The following is a 19,957-nucleotide window of genomic DNA, read 5'->3' on the forward strand; positions in this document are numbered from 1 at the left end:
AAAGTCCGGTTCCGATCGAGGGCTCTCCCCGATTTCCTGCGGTAGCGACACAATTCATACTTGCCGATGGGAGATCGGCGGATCTCAGTTCACCGTAGTTGATCTGGAGGAATTTCGCTCGCGGGTCGCGAGTGCAGTGGAATGTCTTCGCAAAAGAGCGGATGCAGATACAGAAATCATCGAATGATGTTCGATTTCCAAAAGGCAGTTGATCAATAAGCGTTGCCGACTATCCCGGGTAACGACTGTTTCGCCCGGCCGTGGCGGCAGCTTCATTTCGATATCAGGCAAACGGAAGGACGGTTCCATGGAAACGAAGTCCACGCAGCCCGACGACAGCAAGGTTCTCAACCGGCGCAGTATCCTGCTGGGTGGCACCGTCCTGGCCGCGACATCGAGCTATCTGGCGAGCGCCCCGGTCCAGACGGCGCAGGCCCAGCAGCCTGCCCCGGTACCGGCCGGTGGCCGGAAGCCGAACATTCTCGTCATCTTCGGCGACGATATCGGCATCCCGCAAGTGAGCGCCTATACGATGGGGATGATGGGCTATCGCACGCCCAATATCGACCGCATCGCCGCCGAGGGCGCCATCTTCACCGACGCCTACGGCCAGCAGAGCTGCACGGCCGGCCGCGCCTCCTTCATCCTCGGGCAGGAACCCTTCCGCACCGGCCTGCTGACGATCGGCATGCCCGGCGACCCGCATGGCATCCAGGACTGGATGCCGACGATCGCCGATGCGCTGAAGACCGCTGGCTACGCCACCGGGCAGTTCGGCAAGAACCATCTCGGCGACCGCGACGAGCACCTGCCGACGCGGCATGGCTTCGACGAGTTCTTCGGCAACCTCTACCACCTGAACGCGGAAGAGGAGCCCGAGGGCTATTTCTACCCGAAGGACCCGAATTTCCGGCGCCAGTTCGGCCCGCGCGGCGTGATCAAAGCTTCGGCTGACGGCAAGATCGAGGATACCGGGCCGCTCAACACCAAGCGCATGCCAACCGTCGACGAGGAATTCCTGGCCGGCGCCAAGGATTTCATCGACCGGCAGGCCAAGGCGAACAAGCCGTTCTTCTGCTGGTTCAACTCGACGCGCATGCATGTCTTTACCCATCTCAAGCCGGAGTCGCTCGGCAAGACCGGGATGGGCATCCATGCCGACGGCATGGTCGAGCATGACGGGCATGTCGGGCAGTTGCTGAAGCAGCTCGACGATCTCGGCATCACCGAGAACACCATCGTGCTCTACACCACCGACAACGGCGCCGAGCTCGCGCTGTGGCCGGACGGTGCGATGACGATGTTCCGGGGCGAGAAGGGCACGACCTGGGAAGGCGGCATGCGCATCCCGATGATGGTGCGCTGGCCGGGCGTGGTGAAGCCGGCCACGCAGGTCAACGACATGATCACCCTGATGGATTGGTTCCCGACCTTCTGCGCTGCGGCGGGCGTCGGCGACATCAAGGAGAAGATGAAGACCGGCTTCCAGAGCGGCAGCAAGACCTTCAAGGTCCATCTCGACGGCTACAACTTCATGCCCTTCCTCAAGGGCGACGAGAAGAAGGGCCCGCGCGACGCGATGTTCTATTTCGACCAGGGCGGCAATCTCAACGCCGTGCGCTGGAATGACTGGAAGGTCAGCTTCGCCGTAGCCAGCGAAGGCAACATCGCAACGGCGACGCGCGAGGTGCCATCCTGGGCCAACATCACCAATCTGCGCATGGATCCTTATGAGCGCGGGACCAAGGAAGGCGGCGAGTCCATGAAGTTCTTCGCCCAGCAGATGTGGCTGCTGGTGCCGATCCAGGGGAAGGTGAAGGAGTTCTTCTCCGATTTCGCCGAGTATCCGTTCCAGGCCGGCAGCTCGCTCAATGCCTCCGGCATCAATTACGGGCTGCTGCAGCAGCAGGCCGCACTGAAGCGCCTGAACGAGCTGGAGCGCCTCGCGCCGAGATAGCCGGCATCGATCGAAACGGCCCCGCCGGCCAGGGCCAGCGAAAGACGCTGGTTCCGGCCGGTTACGCTGGGATATCATTGCCGCCGCTTCCGGGAACGGAGGCGGCGGCGAGCTTGAGTTGATGCGGGCGCCGGGCAGTGCCGCATGCGATCGTGAAGCCGATCTCCGGCTCCGGCGGATCGGCTTCGATCACGGCGGCGACAGGCTGGGGGCAATGCGGCGTCGATGTCGGGTCATTCCTTGAAGATGTCGGCCGTCAAGCGGCTTCGGCTGGCGCTGCTGGCGGTGGCGGTCTGCATGCCTGTGTCTGCGCAGGCTTCGGAGCAGGCCAGCCCGCGCAAAGTGCCCGAGGCGCTGGCGCTGCCGCTGGTGAAGCCAAGGCTCGGCGATTTCGAAGCGATGCGCGAGCGCCGCATCGTCCGCATTCTCGTGCCCTATAGCCGGACCCTGTTCTTCATCGATCGCGGCCGCCGGCAGGGTGTCGCCGCCGAGCTCGGATGGCGCTTCGAGGACTGGCTCAACAAGCGCTACCGCACCGGGAAATTCCGCATGCAGGTGGTCTTCGTGCCGACCCGGCGGGACCAGATCCTGCCGGCGCTCGAACGGGGCCTCGGCGATATCGCCGCCGCCAATCTGACGATCACGCCGGAGCGGGAAAGGCAGGTCGCATTCGCCCCGCCATGGTCGGACAAGGTCGCGGAGATCCTGGTGACCGGTCCCGCTGCCCCGGCCCTGGCGACGATCGAGGATCTGTCCGGGCGCGAGGTCCATGTCCGTGCCTCGAGCAGCTACGCCCTGCATCTCCAGGCGCTGAGCGCGGCCCTGACGGCGAAGGGGCGCGAGCCGATCAGGATCACGGCGCTCGACGAGCGGCTGGAGGACGAGGATGTCCTCGACATGGTCCAGGCCGGCCTGCTGCCTTTCGCCGTGGTCGACGATCACAAGGCCAAGGTCTGGTCCGCGATCCTCCCCAAGCTGACGCCGCGGCCCGATCTCGCCGTGGCGAGCCAGCAATCCGTCGGCTGGGCGTTCCGGAAAGGCAGCCCGCAGCTCGCCGCCGTGCTGTCGGAATTCGTCGCCGAGCATCGCCTGGGCACGGCGATCGGCAATGACATCGTCCGGCGCTACTTCAGCAGCGACAAGCTCCTGAAGAACGCCCATGCGGAGGAGGCCAGGCAGCGCTTCGACCTGCTGGAGGTCGCCTTTCGCCAGCACGGGCAGGATCAGGGCTTCGACTGGCTCATGCTGGCGGCGCAGGGCTTCCAGGAATCGCAGCTCGATCAGAGCCGCCGGAGCAGGCGCGGGGCGGTCGGGATCATGCAGCTCCTTCCGGCCACCGCCGCCGACAAGGCGGTCGGCGTCACCGGCATCGAGAGCGACGCGGCGAAGAACATCATGGCCGGTGCGATCTACCTGCGCTACCTGATCCGGACCTACATCAAGGATACGGACCTGCCGGATACCGAGCGCGTCCTGTTCGCCTTCGCGGCCTACAATGCCGGGCCCGGAAACCTGCGGAAATTCCGGGCGAAGGCCAAGCAGATGGGGCTCGATCCGGATCGCTGGTTCGACAATGTCGAGCATGCCGCGGCGGCGACGGTGGGACGCGAAACGGTCGACTACGTCGCGAACATCTACAAGTACTACATCGCCTACAGGATGCTGCGGGATCGGCAGGCGACGCGTTGCGAGGCACCCATGGCGGCCGCGCCGCAGGGTGGGGGCGGGGTCGCCGTCGCAGCGGCAACAGCCGCGACCGGATGCGAGCTCAAGCCGTAGCCGCCGGCCCGCCTATTCGGGGAGCCGGAGGGCTGCGAGGAAGGCGGCGACGGTCAGCGCATGCGTCGGCTGAACCTGGCAATGGCGAGCCACGGCGTCGAGGATTTCGTCGTCGGTATAGCGGGACAGCCCCGAAGGAGAATGGTGGCGAAGCGCGTCGACCATCCAGCGCCCGATCGTGGCGTGCATCTCCCGATCCGTCGCCTGGCGCTTCATCCAGAGGTCACAGGTGATGTAGTCCTGCAGAAACTCGCCTTTCTGCGGTGCGGCCCCGATGGCGCCCGAGGCGAACGCCGCAACGCAGATCCCGGCCAACGCCCATCGGCGCATCGCCATGCCCCCCATCCATGGTCCCCGCCGGGGACTGTACCGCTTCCCGTTTCCAGGTCCAGCAGCAAGCGGCGGCCGCGCCGATTGGGCTCCCGGCGGCGCAAGATGAGCGTCGCGGAGGCGGCCATGACGCACCTGTCGTTGACCGAATCCCGTATGATCCCCTACCGAATGCAGGAGATGTCGCGAATGGCCGTGTTCCGGAAGCAGGCGCCGGGTTCCTGCCGCGCGGCGGGCAGGCGGGCCATTCCCCGCGCTTCCGCAGCCAGCATCGGGCATCTCTTTACGTTTCCCGCCGATAGTGGCCGCTTGGCCAAGGGATGATGGCGATTCAGATGCCGGACGATCCAGAAACGACCGACCATGCGGATCCGGCGCCGGCTGGCCGGTCGGGTGTCGGCGGCAAGCTCTACGACGCGCTGACCAGCGCGATCGTCACCGGCGAGATCGCGCCGGGCGAGAAGCTGAGCGAGCCGGTCATCGCGCGCCGCTACGGCGTCAGCCGTGCGCCCGTGCGCGAGGCGATCCGCCGGCTGCAGGAACGCGGGCTGGTCAGCTACGTCACCAACCAGGGCGCGCGCGTCGCGCAGCCGAGCGCCGCCGAATTCCTGGCGCTGCTCGACGTGCGCGAGGCGACCGAAGGCATGGCGGCCCGGCTGGCGGCCGAGAGCATGAGCGAGGCGGAGATCGCGGCGCTCGAGGCCCTGGTCCAGGGGCATCGCGGCGAGATCGAGCGCAATCCGGCCGGCGCCTATCTGCAGGACGAGCCTGAGGCCGATTTCCACCGCCAGATCGCCAAGGGCAGCGGCAACCCCATCCTCGCCGAGCTGCTCTGCGAGCAGTTCTATCCGCGGCTGCGGTTGTGCCGGCGGCTGCATTCGACCGTGCCGGGCCGCGGCCGCGAAGCCTGGCAGGAACATCTGCGGATCACCGAGGCGATCAGCCATCGCGACGGCGAGCTCGCCGAGATCCTGATGCGCCGTCACATCCGCGCGGCCCGCACCGCCCTGCAGGCGGCGCTCGCGGTCGCCGACGGAGCGACGCCCGGAAAGCGTCGCGGCGGTTCGTCAGTTCGCTGAGACCGGCTCCGCGCTGCGCAGCTCGGCACGCCTGCGCCGGTATGCCAGCAGGGGCGGCAGGATCAGCACCAACGCCGCGATGCCGAGCAGCGAGGCCGAGATCGGCGTGCCGACCAGCACGCTCCAGTCGTCCTGGCTGACGGCGAGGGCGCGCCGCAGCTGGATCTCGGCCTGCGGCCCGAGGATGAGGCCGATCAGCACGGGCGCGATCGGGAAATCATAGACGCGGGCGATGTAGCCGATGAGGCCGAGGCCGCACATCAGCGCCAGGTCGACCCAGGAGGTCGAGAGCCCCCAGACCCCGACCAGCGCGAACACGACGATGCCGCCATAGATGTACTGGCGCGGGATCAGCAGCAGCCGCACCCAGATGCCGACCAGCGGCAGGTTGAGCACCAGCAGGATCAGGTTGCCGATATAGAGCGAGGCGATCAGGCCCCAGAGCAGATCGGGATTGGTGGCGAACAGCATCGGCCCCGGCTGCAGCCCGTAGTTCTGGAAGGCGGCGAGCAGGACCGCCGCGGTTGCGGTCGAGGGCAGGCCGAGCGTGAGCAGCGGCACCAGGATGCCGGCGGCGGCGGCGTTGTTGGCAGCCTCGGGGCCGGCGACGCCTTCGATCGCTCCCTGGCCGAACTCTTCCGGGTGCTTCGAGAGCCTGCGTTCGAGCGCATAGGAGAGGAAGGTCGGGATCTCGGTGCCGCCGGCCGGCAGCGCGCCGATCGGGAAGCCGATGACGCTGCCGCGCAGCCAGGGCTTCCAGGAGCGGACCCAATCCTGCCGCGTCATCCAGTGCCCGCCGGAGAGCGGGTTGATGGCCGCGGGCGCCGAGCTGTGCCGGCTCGCGACATAGAGCGTCTCGCCGATGGCGAAGAGCGAGACCAGGACGACGGTGAAGGAGATGCCGTCGAGCAGTTCCAGCATGCCGAAGACCATGCGGGTCTGGCCGGTCTGCGTGTCGATGCCGATCGTTCCGAGCGCGAGGCCGAAGAACAGCGAGGCGAAGCCGCGCAGCAGCGAGCGGCCCATCACCACCGCGACCGAGGTGAAGGACAGAACCATCAGGGCGAAATAGTCCTCGGGGCCGAAGACGAAGGCGAGCTCGGCGATCGCCGGCGCCAGGAAGGTGAGGGCGAGCGTGCCGACCGTGCCGGCGACGAAGGAGCCGATCGCGGCGGTGGCCAGCGCCGCGGCGCCGCGGCCGGTGCGGGCCATGCGGTTGCCTTCGAGAGCGGTCATCACCGAGCCGCTCTCGCCCGGCGTATTGAGCAGGATCGAGGTGGTCGAGCCGCCATAGAGCGCGCCGTAGAGGATGCCGGCGAACATGATGAAGGCCGAAGCCGGGTTGACCTGCGCCGTCACCGGCATCAGCAGCGCGATGGTCAGGGCCGGGCCGATGCCGGGCAGGACGCCGACGGCGGTGCCCAGCGCGCAGCCGACGAAGGCCCAGAACAGGTTGATCGGCTGGAGGGCGACGGCGAAGCCGCCGATGAGCTGATTCAGGATGTCCATCGGCTCACCCGATCAGCGGCAGGAAGCCGCCGAGGCTGATTCCCAGGCCGGAGAAGCCGAACCAGGCGGCGCTGCCCAGCACGAAGCCGATCGCCAGGTCGAGGATGGTGCGGCGCGAGCCGAAGCCATGGGTGACGAGGGCGAAGGCCAGCATCGCCGTCACGGGAAAGCCAAGCGACTGCATGGTCAGCAGCGGAACGGCGACCCCGGCCAGCGCGAACAGGAAGGCGCGGCGGGACGGGGGCGCCTCCGCCTCGTCGTCGACGGTGCCGAATTCGCCGCGCAAGGCCTGCAGCATGAGCAGCACGCCCAGGATGGTCAGGCCCAGCCCGACCGCCAACACGATCGCCGCCGGGCCGAGGCCGATATAGTTGGTGGTCGAGGCGATGCCGCGCGCGCCGTTGAGCCAGAGCGCGCCCATCACGGCGAGCGCGAGCCCCAGCCACCAGGGCCTGCGCCGCGGCTCCGGCCTTCTTGCCTGTTCTGCGCCCGACATGGCGGTCAGCTCCCGGTCCCGGTCATATGCGGCACGTGGCGCGCGGCCACGTGCCGGCGGCGGATGCCGCTATTTCAGGATGCCGACTTCCTTGAGCGCGCTCGTCCAGTTCGCGTTCTCTTCCTTCAGGAAGGCGTTGAAGGCGTCGCCGGGCAGATAGGCGTCCTCCCAGCCCTGGCTCTTCAGGGTCTCCTTCCAGGCCGGGGTTGCGTGCAGCTTGGCGAAGCGATCGAGCCAGGTCTTCTTGGCGGCGTCGCTCATGCCGGGCGCGCCGACGAAGCCGCGCCAGTTGCCGATCTCGACCGGGATGCCGGCTTCCTTCAGCGTCGGGGCGTTGATGCCGTCGACGCGGGTCGGGCCGGAGACCGCGATGATCCGAATGCGTCCCGATTCCGCGAATTGCCGGAACTCGGAGGCGCCCGAGATCGCCGCCTTGATCTTGCCGCCGCCGAGCGCCGCGAGGATCTCGCCGCCGGAGAAGGAGACGAAGTTGATCTTTGCCACCGGGGCGCCGGCATGCTTGGCGAGCAGCGCCAGCATCACGTGATCCGCGCCGCCGGCCGAGCCGCCGCCGACCGACAGCGCGCCGGGGTCGGCCTTGAGCGCGGCGACGAAGTCCTGCGGCGTCTTGATCGGCGAGTTCGCCGGCACGGCGATGGCGTTGTACTCGTTGGTCAGGCGCAGCAGCGGCGTGGTGTCGGCAAGCGAAACCGGCGTCTTGTTGGTGATGACGCCGCCGACCATGATGACGCCGGTCACCAGCAGGGCGTTGTCGTCGCCCTTCGCGGTGCGGACGAATTCGGCGAGGCCGATGGTGCCGGCGGCGCCGCCCTTGTTGGTGAAGGACGCCCCGTCCGTGAAGACCTTGGACTGGGCGAAGGCCGCCATGGTGTGGCGCCCGGCCCCGTCCCAGCCGCCGCCCGGATTGGCCGGGATCATCACCTTGGCGGGCTCGGCCGAAACCGCGCCCGCGCCCAGCGCCAGCGTCAGCACGCCGGCCATCGTCAACCGCTTCAACATCCTGTTTCCTCCCATTTTCAACGCCGCCTTTCCGGCTGGTCGTTTGCTGCCATCTCAGGGACAGGGGCGGCCGAATGGCGCGGACCGCCCCGCTTGCGTCATCTGCCGCGCTCGCGCTGGGGCATGCCCTCCGGAGCGACCGTCGCGACGATCGAGGCGTCGAGCGCCTCGTAATCCGCGAGGCCGATCGTCCTATAGAGCTCGATGCGGGTCTGCATCTGCTCGACCATGCCATGCGTGCCGCCGTCGCGGGCGAGCGCGGCGTAAAGCCTCTCCTGGGCCTTGTTGGCGACGCGCAGCGAGGAGACCGGCCAGATCACCATGCGGTAGCCCATCGCCTCGAATTCGGATGCGGTGAAGAAGGGGGTGCGGCCGAACTCGGTCATGTTGGCCAGCAGCGGCACGCCGGCCGGCATCCGGCGCGCGAATTCGCGGAACATCTCGGCCGAGGTCAGGGCCTCCGGGAAGATCGCGTCGGCGCCGGCCTCGAGATAGAGCTTCGCCCGTGCCACCGCGCCGTCGATGCCTTCGCTGGCTGCGGCGTCGGTACGGGCGATCACATAGAGATGCCGGCGGGCCTTGGCGGCTGCGGCGACCTTCGCGGCCATGTCATGCGCGTCGGCGAGCTTCTTGTCGTTGAGATGGCCGCATTTCTTCGGCAGGAGCTGGTCCTCGATATGGACGGCGCCGGCGCCGGCCTCCTCGAACACCCGCACCATGTGCATGACGTTGAGCGCCTCGCCATAGCCGGTGTCGCCGTCGACCAGCAGCGGCAGGCCCGAGGCGCGCGCCACCTGCCGGATGAAGAAGGCGACCTCGTCGACGGTGATGATGCCGAGATCGGGAATGCCCATCGAGGCGGTCATCGCCGCGCCCGAGAGATAGAGGCCTTCGAAGCCCGCGGCCTTCGCCTGCAGCGCGGCCATGCCGTTATGCGCGCCGGGGAGGCGGGCGATGCCGCCGCCTTCCACCAGCGCGCGGAAACGGCGGCCGGCCGGCTCGGAGGGCAGTTCGGAGGCGACGAGATAGGGCATGGGCACTCAGCTGCAATAGAGATCGACGTAGTCGTGGACCGGCATCGCTTCCAGCGCCGCCTGGTCGAGCGAGACCGAGAGGATCTGGCGCTGGCGCTTCTCGACGAAGCGGCGGGCGAGGTTGGTGCGGAACTTCGCCTCGAGCAGCGGGATGCCGTCGGCGCGGCGGCGCTTGTGGCCGATCGGATACTCGACGACGAGCTCGGGCAGCACCGTGCCGTCCTTCAGCGTCACCGTCATGCCGTTGGCGATCGAGCGCTTGTCGGGGTCATGGTAGTCGCGGGTGAAGGCGGGATCCTCGACGCATTCGATCGTCTCGCGCAGCGCATCGATGCGCGGATCGGCGGCGATGTCGTCCTCGTAGTCGGCGGCGGTGAGCCGGCCGAAGATCAGGGGCACCGCGACCATGTACTGGATGGTGTGGTCGCGATCGGCCGGATTGTGCAGCGGGCCGCGCTTGTCGATGATGCGGATGCAGGCCTCGTGCGTCCTGATCCTGATCGAGGCGATGTCGTCGCTGCTGCGGCACATGGCCTTGAGCTGGCCGTGCAGCGTCATCGCCGCCTCGACCGCCGTCTGGGAATGGAACTCGGCCGGGTAGGAGATCTTGAACAGCACATGCTCCATCACATAGGAGCCGTAGGGGCGCTGGAACTTGAAGCTCTGGCCGCGGAACGAGGCGTCGTAGAAGCCCCAGGTCTTGGCGGTGAGCGCCGAGGGATAGCCCATCTCGCCGGTGCGCGCGATCAGCGCGAGGCGGACCGCGCGGCTCGTGGCATCACCCGCCGCCCAGCTCTTGCGCGAGCCGGCATTGGGGGCGTGCCGATAGGTGCGCAGCGCCTGGCCGTCGACGAAGGCGAGCGACAGCGCGTTGACGATCTCGTCGCGATCGAGCCCGAGCATCCCGGCGACCACGGCGGTCGAGGCGACCTTGACCAGGATGACATGGTCGATGCCGACCTTGTTGAAGGCGTTCTCCAGCGCCAGGCAGCCCTGGATCTCGTGCGCCTTGATCATTGCGGTCAACACGTCGCGCATCGTCAGGGCAGGGCGCCCGGCGGCGACGGCGCTGCGCGAGAGCCAGTCGGCCACCGCGAGGATGCCGCCGAGATTGTCTGAAGGATGCCCCCATTCGGCGGCGAGCCAGCAATCGTTGAAGTCCAGCCAGCGGATCATCGTGCCGATGTTGAAGGCGGCCTGGATCGGATCGAGCTGGTAGGGCGTGCCGGGGACGCGCGCGCCGTTCGGCACGACCGTGCCGGGCACGACGGGGCCGAGCAGCTTGGTGCAGGCAGGGTATTCCAGCGCCTCCAGCCCGCAGCCGAGCGTGTCGATCAGGCAGTTGCGCGCCGTCTCATAGGCCAGCGCGCTGTCGACGCGATAGTTCAGCACATAGTCGGCGATATCGACCAGGACACCGTCGGGGGCCGGCCTTTCGTTGTTGTTGTCGCTCGCCATCGGCCGGTCGTCCCTCGCGTCGTGACGACCATGCGGAGTCGCCATTTATTGTCGACACAAATTACAAAACTAATAGAGTTTGACAAGCGGTCGGAGATCGTTAGCTTCAGATTGTCGACAATATATCGACGCGGCGCAGGCTTGCGCCCAATCGGCTCCGCAAAGGCGGGCGCCAACGAGAACAACAGGTGTGGAGGGACGCCATGAGGTTACCGATCGCCATTTGCGGCGCCATCATGCTTTCGGCCGTCGCCGCTCAGGCGCAGGATTTCCAGCCGCAGAATCCGGAATGCATCGCGCCCGCCGCGCCCGGCGGCGGATTCGACCTGACCTGCCGGCTGACCAGCCGCGTGCTGAACGAGACCGGGCTGGTCGGCCCGTCGATCCGCACCACCAACATGCCTGGCGGCATCGGCGCGGTCGCCTACAACAACATCCAGGCGCAGCGGGCGAGCGACCCCAACGTCATCGTCGCGGTCTCGACCGGCTCCTGGGTCAACCTCGCGCAGGGCAAGTTCGGCCGCTTCAGCGAGTCCGACGTGCGCTGGCTCGGTGCGATCGGCGCGGATTACGGCGTGCTCGCCGTGCGCAAGGACAGCCGCTTCAAGACGCTCGGCGAGGTCGTCGAGGCGCTGAAGAAGGACCCGACCTCGGTGAAGGTCGGAGCGGGCGGCACGGTCGGCAGCCAGGACTGGATGAAGCCGGCGCTCGTGCTGAAGGCTGCCGGCGTCGATCCGCGCAAGATGCGCTATCTCGCCTATGAGGGCGGCGGCGAGGCGATCGGCGCGCTGATCGGCGGCCATATCGACCTCTTCCCCGGCGATGCCTCCGAGGTGCGCGGCCAGCTCGAGGCCGGCGAGGTCCGTCTGCTCGCGACCTTCTCGGAGAAGCGCCTGCCCGGCGCGTTCGCGCAGGTGCCGACGGCCAAGGAGCAGGGCTACGACGTGCAGTGGCCGATCGTGCGCGGCTTCTATGTGCCGCCGAAGGCGTCGGACGCGTCCTACACCTACTGGACGGGCGTGCTCTCCAAGCTCAACGCCGATCCGCGCTGGCAGAAGGCCCGCACCGAGCAAGGGCTCTTCGAATTCGACATGGTCGGGCAGCCCTTCGACGCCTTCGCCAGGAAGCGCACGGCCGATTTCCGCGCGCTGGCGGCCGAGGTCGGCCTCGCCAAGTGACGTGACGCGCGCGGCCCGGCAGGGACAGCGGAGGGCATAACCATGGTCGATCGCCTGGTCGGGTTGATCAGCATCCTGCTCGGCGCCGGAGCGATCTGGCATGCGCAGACATTGCATGTGCCCTTTGCTGCGGACCCGGTCGGGCCGCGCGTCTTCCCGACGGTGATCGGCGCCGTCCTGATCCTGGCCGGCGGCATCCTCGCCGCCCGGCCGGGCAAGGTCGAGCTCGAATTCGGCACCTGGCAGCGCGCGCTCGCGGTGCTCGTCGCGAGCCTGATCTATCCGCTGCTGCTCCTGCCGCTCGGCTTCATCCTGGCGACCGCGCTGCTCTGTTTCGCCGGGTCGCTCGCCTTCCATGCCCGGCCGCTGCCAGCGGCCGTGTCCGCCGTGGCGACGGCCGTCGTGTTCTTCGTGCTCCTCGACAAGCTGCTCGACCTGCCGCTGCCGCGCGGACCGCTGGGTATCTAGATGGACGCTTTCGCCGCCCTCCTCACCGGGTTCCAGGTCGCGCTGACGCCGCTGAACCTCGCCGTCGCCTTCGCCGGCGTCGCGCTCGGCACCGCGATCGGCGCGCTGCCCGGCATCGGGCCGATCAACGCGGTGGCGCTGCTGCTGCCGCTGTGCTTCGCCCTGAAGCTGCCGCCGGAGACGGCGTTGATCCTGCTCGCCGGGCTCTATTACGGCAGCGGCTATGGCGGACGCATCTCCTCGATCCTGCTCAACATCCCCGGCGATCCCGGGCTGGTGATGACCACGCTCGACGGCTATCCGCTCGCCAAGTCCGGGCGCGGCGCCGCGGCACTGGCGATCAGCGGCATCGGCAGCTTCGTCGGCGGCACCAGCGCCGTCATCCTGATGACCTTCCTCGCCGTGCCGCTGGCGCGGCTGGCCCTGTCCTTCGGCCCGGCCGACTATGTCGCCCTGATGGTGCTGTCCTTCGCGCTGCTCGGCACGATGAGCGAGGACAAGGCGGTGAAGACCTGGATCGCGGTCGCGCTCGGCCTGCTGCTGGCGATGGTGGGGATCGACGGGGGCACCGGGGTCGAGCGCTTCACCTTCGGCTCGATGGAGCTGCTCGGCGGCATCGATTTCACCAGCCTGACCATCGGCCTGTTCGCGGTCGCCGAAATCCTGGTCCTCGCGGAGGGCATGGTGACCGGCGTGGTTTCGCGCACCGGCGGCGGCGCCGGGCTGAGCTTCAGGGAGATCCTGTTCTGCGTGCCGGCGATGCTACGCGCCACCGGGATCGGCTTCTTCCTCGGCGTCCTGCCGGGCACCGGCGCTTCCGTGGCGTCGGCGATGGCCTACACCGCCGAGAAGCGCGTCTCGGACAAGGGCAGCTTCGGCAAGGGCGACATGCGGGGCCTCGCGGCGCCGGAGACGGCCGACAACGCGGCGCAGACCGGCTCGATGGTGCCGATGCTGGCGCTCGGCATTCCCGGCTCCGGCACCACGGCGGTGATGCTCGGCGCCTTCATGATGTATTCGATCACGCCCGGCCCGCTGCTGTTCACCCAGCGGCCGGAAGTGGCCTGGGGCCTGATCGCCTCGATGTATATCGGCAATCTGATGCTGCTGGTGCTCAACCTGCCGCTGGTCGGGCTGTTCGCCCGGCTGCTGCTGGTGCCGGCCTGGATCCTGTATCCCGGCATCCTCGCCTTGTCCTATGCCGGGGTCTACGCAGTCTCGAATTCGGCTTTCGAGCTCACCATCACCACCGCGATCGGCATTCTGGCCTATGCGATGCGCAAGGCGGGCATTCCGCTGATCCCGCTGATGCTCGCCTTCGTTCTGGCCCGCCTGCTCGAGGACAATTTCCGCCGCGCTTTGTCCCTGTCGGATGGCGGCTACGAAATCCTGTTCTCCACGCCGACGAGCATCGTCCTGTGGCTGCTGGCCGTTCTCGCGATCGGCATCCCGGCCGTCCGGCAGGTCATGCAGCGGGGCCGTCCGGCCGTGCATGAAGCGTGATGGCGCAGCAGCCCTGCGAGCGGGGCTGACATTCCGAGGCCGCAGCCTCGCCAACGGCCAGGGATCCGCAGACCGGCCGCCTGGTCCTGCTGCCTTCATAGGCCGTCGATGCCACTTCGCCCGCCGCACTCGGTTCGCTATCATCGAACAATGACTTGGCGCTTCGAGGATATGCTGACCTTTCTGAAGGTGGTCGAGGCAGGCGGCGTGACGGCCGCCGCTGCCGAGCTCAAGCTGTCGAAATCCGTGGTCAGCAAGCGCGTGAGCGATCTGGAGGATGCGCTCGGGCTCTCCTTGCTGCGACGCTCGACACGCCATGTGACCCCTACGGAGCGGGGCCGCTCCCTCTATGAACAGATGCGCCCCGCCTTCGGCGCGATCGACCAGATCGTCGAGAACGTGACGGACCATGCCGGCCCGTTGAACGGGCACCTTCGCATCACTGCGCCGATGAGCTTCGCGACGATGCATCTTGGGCCGATCCTCGCGGATTTCGCCCGGCTGCACCCCGGCCTCGAATTCGCGATCAATCTCGACGATCGCATTCAGGATCTCGTTTCGAGCGACTATGATCTCGCGGTCCGGATCGGCCGTCTGCCCGATTCCTCCCTGATCGCGCGCAAGCTCTGCATCAGCCGCCGCGTGGTCTGCTGCAGCCCGGCCTATGCGCGGGAGAAGACCCTGCCGCAGTCGATCGAGGAGATCAGGGCCCATTCCTGCATCGACTATGCCAATACCCATGCCAACCGGCTTTGGCAGTTCGCCTCGCCCGGCTCCGACGCCGCGCCGCGCGGCGTGGCGACGCATAGCCGCCTCGTGACCAACAATGGCGAGGTGATGCGGGACCTGGCGATTGCCGGGCTGGGCCTCGCAATCCTGCCTCTGTTCATCGTGGCCGACGCGCTCCGCTCCGGGGCGCTCATCCATGTCCTGCCGGACGAGAGGCCTCTGCCCGACACGATCTACGCCGTGTATCCGTCGACCCGCCACGTCTCCCGCCGCGTTCGGGCGCTCGTCGACTATCTCGGCCAGCGCCTGGCCGATGGCGCGCCGTGGGAGCAGGGGCTCGTCCGCTGAACGGGGCGGATGCAGGCCGGCGCGACGGCAGGAAACCGCCGTTTCACATTTCGCGCCCGAGCCACCGATCGAGCGACAGGCGCCCGCCGCCATGGACGGCCATGAGCGCATAGGATCCCAGCCATACGACCGTGAGATGATAGCCGGTGCCGCGCGGGATCATCACCATGACCAGGATGACCATGAGCTGGACGAAGAGCATGAAGGCGAGGGGGCGGGTCAGCAGCCCTAGGGCGATGGCGATGCCCCCGACCAGCTCGAGCCCGCTGGTGAAATAGGCCAGCGGCACCGCCGGTTCGAGGCCGAGATTCCGGAAGAGCTCGATATCGCGCGCCATGCCGCCGCCGAACAGCTTCCTCCAGCCGAACTCGGCCATGACAAGGCCGGAGGTCAGGCGCAAGAACAGATAGGCGAGCGGTTCGAGCGCTGCGTAGAGCGGGCCCAGAAAAGGCAGCAGCAAACGTGGCTTGTCCGGATTCTCAGTCATGTCGGGCTCTGTTCGCTGTGCGGGTTGTTCCGCTCGGGCCAGGAACGGCCGAGGGTTGCACCCGAGGTCGGTGGCCGATGGCGTCCAAGCGTCGGCCTGAATCGTTCGGCGCGAATGGCGATCTCAGGCAGTCAGACGACGCGGTCGAGGAAGTAGGCAAACTCCATCTGCGCGACATTCCCCGCGCCATGGGCCTGGAAGTGCTGGATGTGCGGCCCTTCGTTGTGATGCTTGTCGCGCTGCTCGCGCGAAGCCCAGTGCTCGACGAAGACAAAGCGGCCGGGTTCGTTCTGATCCACGAAGAGATCGTAGCGCAGGCTGCCGTCCTCCTTCCGCGAAGGTTCGACCACGGCCGCCAGATCGCGGCGCAATGCGTCTTCCTTGCCGGGCTTGGCGCGCAAGGCGACGACCAGGACCAGTTCACTCATCGTCGAAATCCTCCGATTGGAATCGTCGGATGCGCCGCCGGGGAGCAAGACGCTGCCCCGACGCGCGGCTTCGCCCCGCTATTCGGTGCGATCGTAGGAGAACTGGATGCCGGCCGTGCCGCCGGTCTCGATGAACAGGTTCATGAAGGCCGGCACGGTGTCCTTGCGGGCCCAGTCGCGCTGCAATTCGCAGAACAGCTGCGGCACGCTGATCATCTTGCCGCCGGCCTGCTCGATCCGGCGCAGCGCGGCCTCGTGCGCGGCGACCGAGGTGCCTCCGACGGCGTCGGCGACGACATAGACCTCGTAGCCCTCGGCCAGCGCGTCGAGCGCCGGGAAGGTCAGGCAGGCCTCGGTCCAGAGCGCCGTCATGATCAGCTTCTTGCGCCCGGTCGCCTCGACCGCCTGGCGGAATTCGATATCTTCCCAGGAGTTGATCGTGGTCCGGTCGATGGTCGGGATGCCCTTCAGCGCCTTCTGCACCTGCGGGATCGGCGGCTTGTTCAGGCCGGTCTTCACGTTCACCGTCGAATGGATGATCGGCAGGTCGTAGGCGACGGCGGCCTTGGACGAGCCGACGATGTTGTTGATCAGGAGCTGCCGGTCCATCGAGGCGATCGAGTTCACCTGGACCGGCTGGTAGTCGATGATGATGAAGGCCGCGTTCTGCGGGGTGAGGAGATGATCCTTGCGCGGATCGCGAATGGCTTCGCTGGTCATGTTGTCATCCTCGCTGCTGGGGCGGCTCGCTGACCGGGTGCCGGGACGGCGATGACGTGTCCGGAAGGCACGTCGCCGGGCCCGGAAAGCCTAGCATCAGGTCACTGCCGCAGAAGCGCCTTCACGGCGAACACGGTGTTCTGCGGGGGCGAACGAGGATGGCGGCCGAAAGCCTCGCCAGCGCGAAGGCAAAGGCCCATAGTCCGGGCAGCCGTTGCGAGGAGCCTCAGATGTCGTCCGTCCATCTCGTTTGCCACAGCGGTCTCGCGCAGGAGATCCGTGCCCGAACGCATGGTCTGAAAGCCGACGAGCCGGTCAGCGCGGGCGGCACCGACAGCGGGCCCGCGCCCTACGAGATCCTGCTCTCGGCGCTGGCGGCCTGCACCTCGCTGACGCTGCGGATGTATGCCGACCGCAAGGGCTGGGATCTCGGTCGGATCGAGGTCGAGGCCCGCTTCCTCCGGGATGCGAACGGGGAGGAGGCGATCCGGCGCGAAGTCTTCTTCAGCAAGCCGCAGGCACAGGACGCCCAGGAGCGTCTCGCGGCCGTCTGGGAGAAGACCCCGGTGACCAAGACGCTGAAGCGCAGCCTGTCGATCACCACGACGTTCCGGCCGCAGGAATAGGTCCGCGCTATCGTCCCAGGCGGCCGAGCAACTGGTCGGCGGACGAGCGGTCGGGACCCCAGGCCATGATGCCGAGCGGCTCGCGCAAATCCTATGGCGCGGGATCAGGCGACGGCGCCGCGCCTTCCGCCGTCATGCTGTCCTGAACGACGGCCACGCGGTCGAGCTTCGCCGTCATGGTGTCGAGCAGAGGCAGCGCCGCCGCGCCCAGCGCCGCCGTCAGGCGCCCGGTCGCGCCGCGCTGCACGCGTGCGATCGTGCGGCCCCGCCGGTTGGCCACAGAGACCGGCAAGGGAGACATGGCGGAGATCAGCGCATCGATGACGCCGTCGGGCATGCCGCCGCCGAGAATGACCGTCTCGGGGTCGAACAGGTTCTCCAGCATCGCGACAATCGGTGCGAGCAGGCCCGCGGCTTCGGCGATCCAGCCGAGGAGGGCAGGGTGTCCCTGCTCGTGCAGGCGCGCGATCTCGTCCGGCCCCGTGTCGGCGATCCCGGCCGCACGCAGCGTCTCGGTCAACGCATGGACCGAGGCGTAGCGTTCGAGACAGCCTTGACCGCCACAGGCGCAGGCGAGGCCGCCACGCACCACCGGGATATGGCCGATCTCGCCGGCATTGCCGAAAGCGCCGCGATAGGGCTGGCCGGCGACGATGACGCCAAGCCCGAGACCCGTGCCGAAATAGATCTGGCAGAAATGCCTGAGATTGCGCCCCAGCCCATGCAGATGCTCGCCGACCGCCGCCGCCGTGGCGTCGTTCTCGATCGTCACGGGCGTGCCCAGCGCCTCGGTGAGAAGCTGCTCGGCATCCTGCCCAGCCCAGCCGGGCAAGGGCGACGAGCCGACGGAGTTCATGCCCTCGACCTCGAAGGGGCCAGGCATGACCACGCCGCAGCCGAGCAGCCGTTTCGGCAGGCCTGCCGCGCCGCGTGCCTGCGCCAATTCCGCCGCAGCCAGCCTCTGGACTCCCTTGATCGTCACATCGTCCAGCGATGCGCTGCGCTGCGCCCTGATCCTGCCCGCGAGGTCGACGAGCACCGTCGTGACGTGGTCGGTCGCGATCTCCATCCCGGCGGTCATGCCGCCATCGGGGTTGACGGCGAGCTCCACCGGCGGCTGACCGCGCGCCGTGCGCCGCCGCCCCTGTTCCACCAGGAAGCCTTCCTCCACCAGCTCCGCGACGATGTTCGATACCGCCTGGGCGGTCAGCCGCGTCAGCGCCGCGATATCGGAGCGCCCGAGCAGCCCGTGCTGGCGCACGGTCTCCAGGACGACGCGGCGATTGTGGCTGCGCGTCCGCTCCGGATTGGTGCCGACGGCGACGCTGCGCGAGGGAGGCGGGCGGTGATGAGGCATGGACGGCCGGTGTGATTGCGGGAAGTCAGCCTGCGTCGACAATTAATCCAACTCAAGTGAATTAATCGATTGACAGGCAGCCGACGGTGGGATGACGATCATTGTCGAACGTCCTCAATGCCGGGCTCGATGGCGACGGCAGGGGCAGGGCGTCGCCAGAACAGGGGAGAGGGTCATGCGCGGCTTTCGCGGAATGCTGTTGGGTCTGATGGTCTCGGTCGGCGCGGTCGCCGGCGCGAAGGCGCAGACCGTCGAGATCGAATACTGGCAGTATGTCTTCGACGCGCGCGTCAAGGCGATGAACGAGCTGATCAAGCGCTTCGAAGCCGCCAACCCGACCATCAAGGTCAAGCAGACGACCTTCCCCTATGCCGACTACCAGACCAAGATCGCCGCGGCGATGCCGGCCGGCCAGGGCCCGGATGTCGTGCAGCTCTTCTATGGCTGGCTCGACAATTTCGTCGGCGCCAAGTTCATCCAGCCGCTGCCGCGCGACGCCTTCCCGCCCGCGGCGATCGAGAAGGATTTCTATCCGATCGTCTCGGCGATGAAGCGCGACGGCGAGTATTATGCCCTGCCGACGGCGGTGCGCTCGCTTGCGCTGTTCTACAACAAGAAGCTCTTCCAGGAGGCCGGGCTCGACCCGAACACGCCGCCGAAGACCGTCGACGAACTGCTCGACATGGCCAAGAAGACGACCAAGCGCGACGGCGCCGGCAACATGCTCTCGGCCGGCATCACGCTCGACTTCCCCGGCCAGGACTACCATTGGTGGCGCGAGACGCTGCTGCGCCAGAACGGCGGCGCGCCCTATAGCGACGACAACAAGACCGTGACCTACAACAGCGAGGCCGGCGCCAAGTCGCTGAACTGGTATGCCGATCTCCAGCGCGTCCACAAGGTCGGCCAGGTCGGCTTCATGGACGAGGGCCAGGCCGCGTTCCGCGCCGGCCGCGCCGCGATGACCATCGACGGCTCCTTCCGCCTCGGCGCCTTCGGCGGCATCAAGGCTTTCGAATGGGGCGTCGCCGAGCTTCCCGCCTCGGCCGACGGCAAGAAGGCGAATTTCGCCAGCTACTGGGTCAACGCCATCACCACCAAGCCGACCGGCGAGAAGCTGGAAGCCGCCAAGAAGTTCCTCGCCTTCGTCACCACGCCCGAGGCGATGCAGCTCTGGCTCGAGACCGTCGGCGAGCTGCCGGCGCGCAAGGAAGCGGCCGAGACCGAGAAGAACCTGAACCACCCGGTCTACGGGCCGTTCCTCAAGGCGCTCGGCTACTCCCACGCCACGGTCTTCGTCGACGAGATGGCCCAGCGCCAGGTCTCGCTCGACATGATCAACCGCGTGCTGCTGCAGAACCAGGACGCCAAGGCCGCGCTGGCCGAGGCTGCCAAGGCCGAGCAGCCCATCCTCGACCGCTTCTACAAGAAGTGATGCGGATCGGGCGCTG

At 67.7% G+C, this 19,957-nt stretch carries 19 protein-coding genes; 9 read left to right on the forward strand and 10 right to left on the reverse strand.

All coding sequences use genetic code 11. The features are described 5' to 3' along the window. Positions 1-307 precede the first annotated feature (307 nt). On the forward strand, positions 308-1,957 hold the full coding sequence (locus tag B5Y19_RS15925; RefSeq protein WP_079591694.1) for an arylsulfatase: 1,650 nt from the start codon (positions 308-310) through the stop codon (positions 1,955-1,957). 246 nt (positions 1,958-2,203) lie between these two features. After that, the gene (locus tag B5Y19_RS15930) at positions 2,204-3,736 is read left to right on the forward strand and encodes an MltF family protein (RefSeq protein ID WP_079591695.1); all 1,533 of its coding nucleotides are present in this window, start codon (positions 2,204-2,206) and stop codon (positions 3,734-3,736) included. A gap of 12 nt (positions 3,737-3,748) precedes the next feature. Here B5Y19_RS15930 and B5Y19_RS15935 read toward each other — a convergent pair whose 3' ends face one another. Further along, entirely contained in the window at positions 3,749-4,072 is a 324-nt protein-coding gene (locus B5Y19_RS15935; RefSeq protein ID WP_055727793.1) for a hypothetical protein, read from the reverse strand. 329 nt (positions 4,073-4,401) lie between these two features. On the opposite strand from B5Y19_RS15935, the gene B5Y19_RS15945 reads away from it, so the two are divergent. Continuing rightward, positions 4,402-5,145, forward strand: coding sequence for a GntR family transcriptional regulator (locus B5Y19_RS15945; RefSeq protein ID WP_055727834.1), 744 nt, complete (start codon positions 4,402-4,404; stop codon positions 5,143-5,145). Here B5Y19_RS15945 and B5Y19_RS15950 read toward each other — a convergent pair. From B5Y19_RS15950 to B5Y19_RS15970, 5 genes are all read right to left on the reverse strand, one after another. Then, positions 5,134-6,654 carry a tripartite tricarboxylate transporter permease gene (locus tag B5Y19_RS15950; RefSeq protein WP_055727795.1) on the reverse strand — a complete coding sequence of 507 codons (1,521 nt, stop codon included), beginning with the start codon at positions 6,652-6,654 and terminating at the stop codon, positions 5,134-5,136. The genes B5Y19_RS15945 and B5Y19_RS15950 overlap by 12 nt on opposite strands. Positions 6,655-6,658: 4 nt before the next feature. Further along, positions 6,659-7,150, reverse strand: a complete 492-nt coding sequence (locus B5Y19_RS15955; RefSeq protein ID WP_055727796.1) for a tripartite tricarboxylate transporter TctB family protein — start codon at positions 7,148-7,150, stop codon at positions 6,659-6,661. A 69-nt stretch (positions 7,151-7,219) separates the two neighbouring features. Then, a complete protein-coding gene (locus B5Y19_RS15960) occupies positions 7,220-8,170 on the reverse strand; it encodes a Bug family tripartite tricarboxylate transporter substrate binding protein (protein ID WP_055727797.1) in 951 nt (316 codons plus the stop codon). Between the two features lie 98 nt (positions 8,171-8,268). Beyond that, entirely contained in the window at positions 8,269-9,204 is a 936-nt protein-coding gene (gene prpB / locus B5Y19_RS15965) for a methylisocitrate lyase (RefSeq protein ID WP_055727798.1), read from the reverse strand. 6 nt (positions 9,205-9,210) lie between these two features. Beyond that, complete coding sequence (locus tag B5Y19_RS15970; protein ID WP_055727799.1) at positions 9,211-10,662, reverse strand: bifunctional 2-methylcitrate dehydratase/aconitate hydratase; 1,452 nt, start codon at positions 10,660-10,662, stop codon at positions 9,211-9,213. Between the two features lie 203 nt (positions 10,663-10,865). Between B5Y19_RS15970 and B5Y19_RS15975 the strand changes: the two genes are divergently transcribed. The 4 genes from B5Y19_RS15975 to B5Y19_RS15990 all read left to right on the forward strand — a co-directional run bounded on the left by B5Y19_RS15975 (position 10,866) and on the right by B5Y19_RS15990 (position 14,888). Next, positions 10,866-11,840 (forward strand): Bug family tripartite tricarboxylate transporter substrate binding protein, encoded by a 975-nt coding sequence (locus B5Y19_RS15975; protein ID WP_055727800.1) that lies wholly within the window; start codon positions 10,866-10,868, stop codon positions 11,838-11,840. Between the two features lie 42 nt (positions 11,841-11,882). Continuing rightward, entirely contained in the window at positions 11,883-12,308 is a 426-nt protein-coding gene (locus tag B5Y19_RS15980) for a tripartite tricarboxylate transporter TctB family protein (protein ID WP_055727801.1), read from the forward strand. After that, entirely contained in the window at positions 12,309-13,811 is a 1,503-nt protein-coding gene (locus B5Y19_RS15985; protein ID WP_055727802.1) for a tripartite tricarboxylate transporter permease, read from the forward strand. It begins immediately after the preceding gene. Between the two features lie 171 nt (positions 13,812-13,982). Beyond that, the gene (locus tag B5Y19_RS15990) at positions 13,983-14,888 is read left to right on the forward strand and encodes a LysR family transcriptional regulator (RefSeq protein WP_244555611.1); all 906 of its coding nucleotides are present in this window, start codon (positions 13,983-13,985) and stop codon (positions 14,886-14,888) included. A 43-nt stretch (positions 14,889-14,931) separates the two neighbouring features. On the opposite strand, the gene B5Y19_RS15995 is transcribed toward B5Y19_RS15990, so the two are convergent. The 3 genes from B5Y19_RS15995 to B5Y19_RS16005 all read right to left on the reverse strand — a co-directional run bounded on the left by B5Y19_RS15995 (position 14,932) and on the right by B5Y19_RS16005 (position 16,523). Continuing rightward, positions 14,932-15,375 (reverse strand): DoxX family protein, encoded by a 444-nt coding sequence (locus tag B5Y19_RS15995; RefSeq protein WP_055727804.1) that lies wholly within the window; start codon positions 15,373-15,375, stop codon positions 14,932-14,934. 131 nt (positions 15,376-15,506) lie between these two features. Continuing rightward, positions 15,507-15,803, reverse strand: coding sequence for a putative quinol monooxygenase (locus tag B5Y19_RS16000; protein WP_055727805.1), 297 nt, complete (start codon positions 15,801-15,803; stop codon positions 15,507-15,509). A gap of 78 nt (positions 15,804-15,881) precedes the next feature. After that, complete coding sequence (locus tag B5Y19_RS16005) at positions 15,882-16,523, reverse strand: hydrolase (RefSeq protein ID WP_055727806.1); 642 nt, start codon at positions 16,521-16,523, stop codon at positions 15,882-15,884. Positions 16,524-16,753: 230 nt separating this feature from the next. Here B5Y19_RS16005 and B5Y19_RS16010 point away from each other — a divergent pair, with 230 nt between their 5' ends. After that, positions 16,754-17,149: an OsmC family protein gene (locus B5Y19_RS16010; protein ID WP_055727807.1), complete on the forward strand. Its 396-nt coding sequence runs from the start codon at positions 16,754-16,756 to the stop codon at positions 17,147-17,149. Positions 17,150-17,240: 91 nt separating this feature from the next. Here the strand turns inward: B5Y19_RS16010 and B5Y19_RS16015 are convergent, their stop codons facing one another. Continuing rightward, entirely contained in the window at positions 17,241-18,506 is a 1,266-nt protein-coding gene (locus tag B5Y19_RS16015) for an ROK family protein (RefSeq protein ID WP_055727808.1), read from the reverse strand. A 175-nt stretch (positions 18,507-18,681) separates the two neighbouring features. Here B5Y19_RS16015 and B5Y19_RS16020 point away from each other — a divergent pair, with 175 nt between their 5' ends. Further along, positions 18,682-19,941 (forward strand): sugar ABC transporter substrate-binding protein, encoded by a 1,260-nt coding sequence (locus tag B5Y19_RS16020; RefSeq protein ID WP_055727809.1) that lies wholly within the window; start codon positions 18,682-18,684, stop codon positions 19,939-19,941. Positions 19,942-19,957 lie beyond the last annotated feature (16 nt).

This window comes from Allobosea thiooxidans (assembly GCF_900168195.1).
In the GTDB taxonomy this organism is placed as follows: domain Bacteria; phylum Pseudomonadota; class Alphaproteobacteria; order Rhizobiales; family Beijerinckiaceae; genus Allobosea; species Allobosea thiooxidans.

Coding starts and splice junctions, on each gene's coding strand:
- B5Y19_RS15950 (WP_055727795.1), bottom strand. CDS start 6,654: ATGGACATCCTGAATCAGCTCATCGGCGGCTTCGCCGTCGCCCTCCAG.
- B5Y19_RS16015 (WP_055727808.1), bottom strand. CDS start 18,506: ATGCCTCATCACCGCCCGCCTCCCTCGCGCAGCGTCGCCGTCGGCACC.
- B5Y19_RS16020 (WP_055727809.1), top strand. CDS start 18,682: ATGCGCGGCTTTCGCGGAATGCTGTTGGGTCTGATGGTCTCGGTCGGC.
- B5Y19_RS15980 (WP_055727801.1), top strand. CDS start 11,883: ATGGTCGATCGCCTGGTCGGGTTGATCAGCATCCTGCTCGGCGCCGGA.
- B5Y19_RS15975 (WP_055727800.1), top strand. CDS start 10,866: ATGAGGTTACCGATCGCCATTTGCGGCGCCATCATGCTTTCGGCCGTC.
- B5Y19_RS15960 (WP_055727797.1), bottom strand. CDS start 8,170: ATGTTGAAGCGGTTGACGATGGCCGGCGTGCTGACGCTGGCGCTGGGC.
- prpB (WP_055727798.1), bottom strand. CDS start 9,204: ATGCCCTATCTCGTCGCCTCCGAACTGCCCTCCGAGCCGGCCGGCCGC.
- B5Y19_RS15995 (WP_055727804.1), bottom strand. CDS start 15,375: ATGACTGAGAATCCGGACAAGCCACGTTTGCTGCTGCCTTTTCTGGGC.
- B5Y19_RS15925 (WP_079591694.1), top strand. CDS start 308: ATGGAAACGAAGTCCACGCAGCCCGACGACAGCAAGGTTCTCAACCGG.
- B5Y19_RS15955 (WP_055727796.1), bottom strand. CDS start 7,150: ATGTCGGGCGCAGAACAGGCAAGAAGGCCGGAGCCGCGGCGCAGGCCC.
- B5Y19_RS15990 (WP_244555611.1), top strand. CDS start 13,983: ATGCTGACCTTTCTGAAGGTGGTCGAGGCAGGCGGCGTGACGGCCGCC.
- B5Y19_RS15935 (WP_055727793.1), bottom strand. CDS start 4,072: ATGGCGATGCGCCGATGGGCGTTGGCCGGGATCTGCGTTGCGGCGTTC.
- B5Y19_RS16010 (WP_055727807.1), top strand. CDS start 16,754: ATGTCGTCCGTCCATCTCGTTTGCCACAGCGGTCTCGCGCAGGAGATC.
- B5Y19_RS15970 (WP_055727799.1), bottom strand. CDS start 10,662: ATGGCGAGCGACAACAACAACGAAAGGCCGGCCCCCGACGGTGTCCTG.
- B5Y19_RS16005 (WP_055727806.1), bottom strand. CDS start 16,523: ATGACCAGCGAAGCCATTCGCGATCCGCGCAAGGATCATCTCCTCACC.
- B5Y19_RS15945 (WP_055727834.1), top strand. CDS start 4,402: ATGCCGGACGATCCAGAAACGACCGACCATGCGGATCCGGCGCCGGCT.
- B5Y19_RS15930 (WP_079591695.1), top strand. CDS start 2,204: ATGTCGGCCGTCAAGCGGCTTCGGCTGGCGCTGCTGGCGGTGGCGGTC.
- B5Y19_RS15985 (WP_055727802.1), top strand. CDS start 12,309: ATGGACGCTTTCGCCGCCCTCCTCACCGGGTTCCAGGTCGCGCTGACG.
- B5Y19_RS16000 (WP_055727805.1), bottom strand. CDS start 15,803: ATGAGTGAACTGGTCCTGGTCGTCGCCTTGCGCGCCAAGCCCGGCAAG.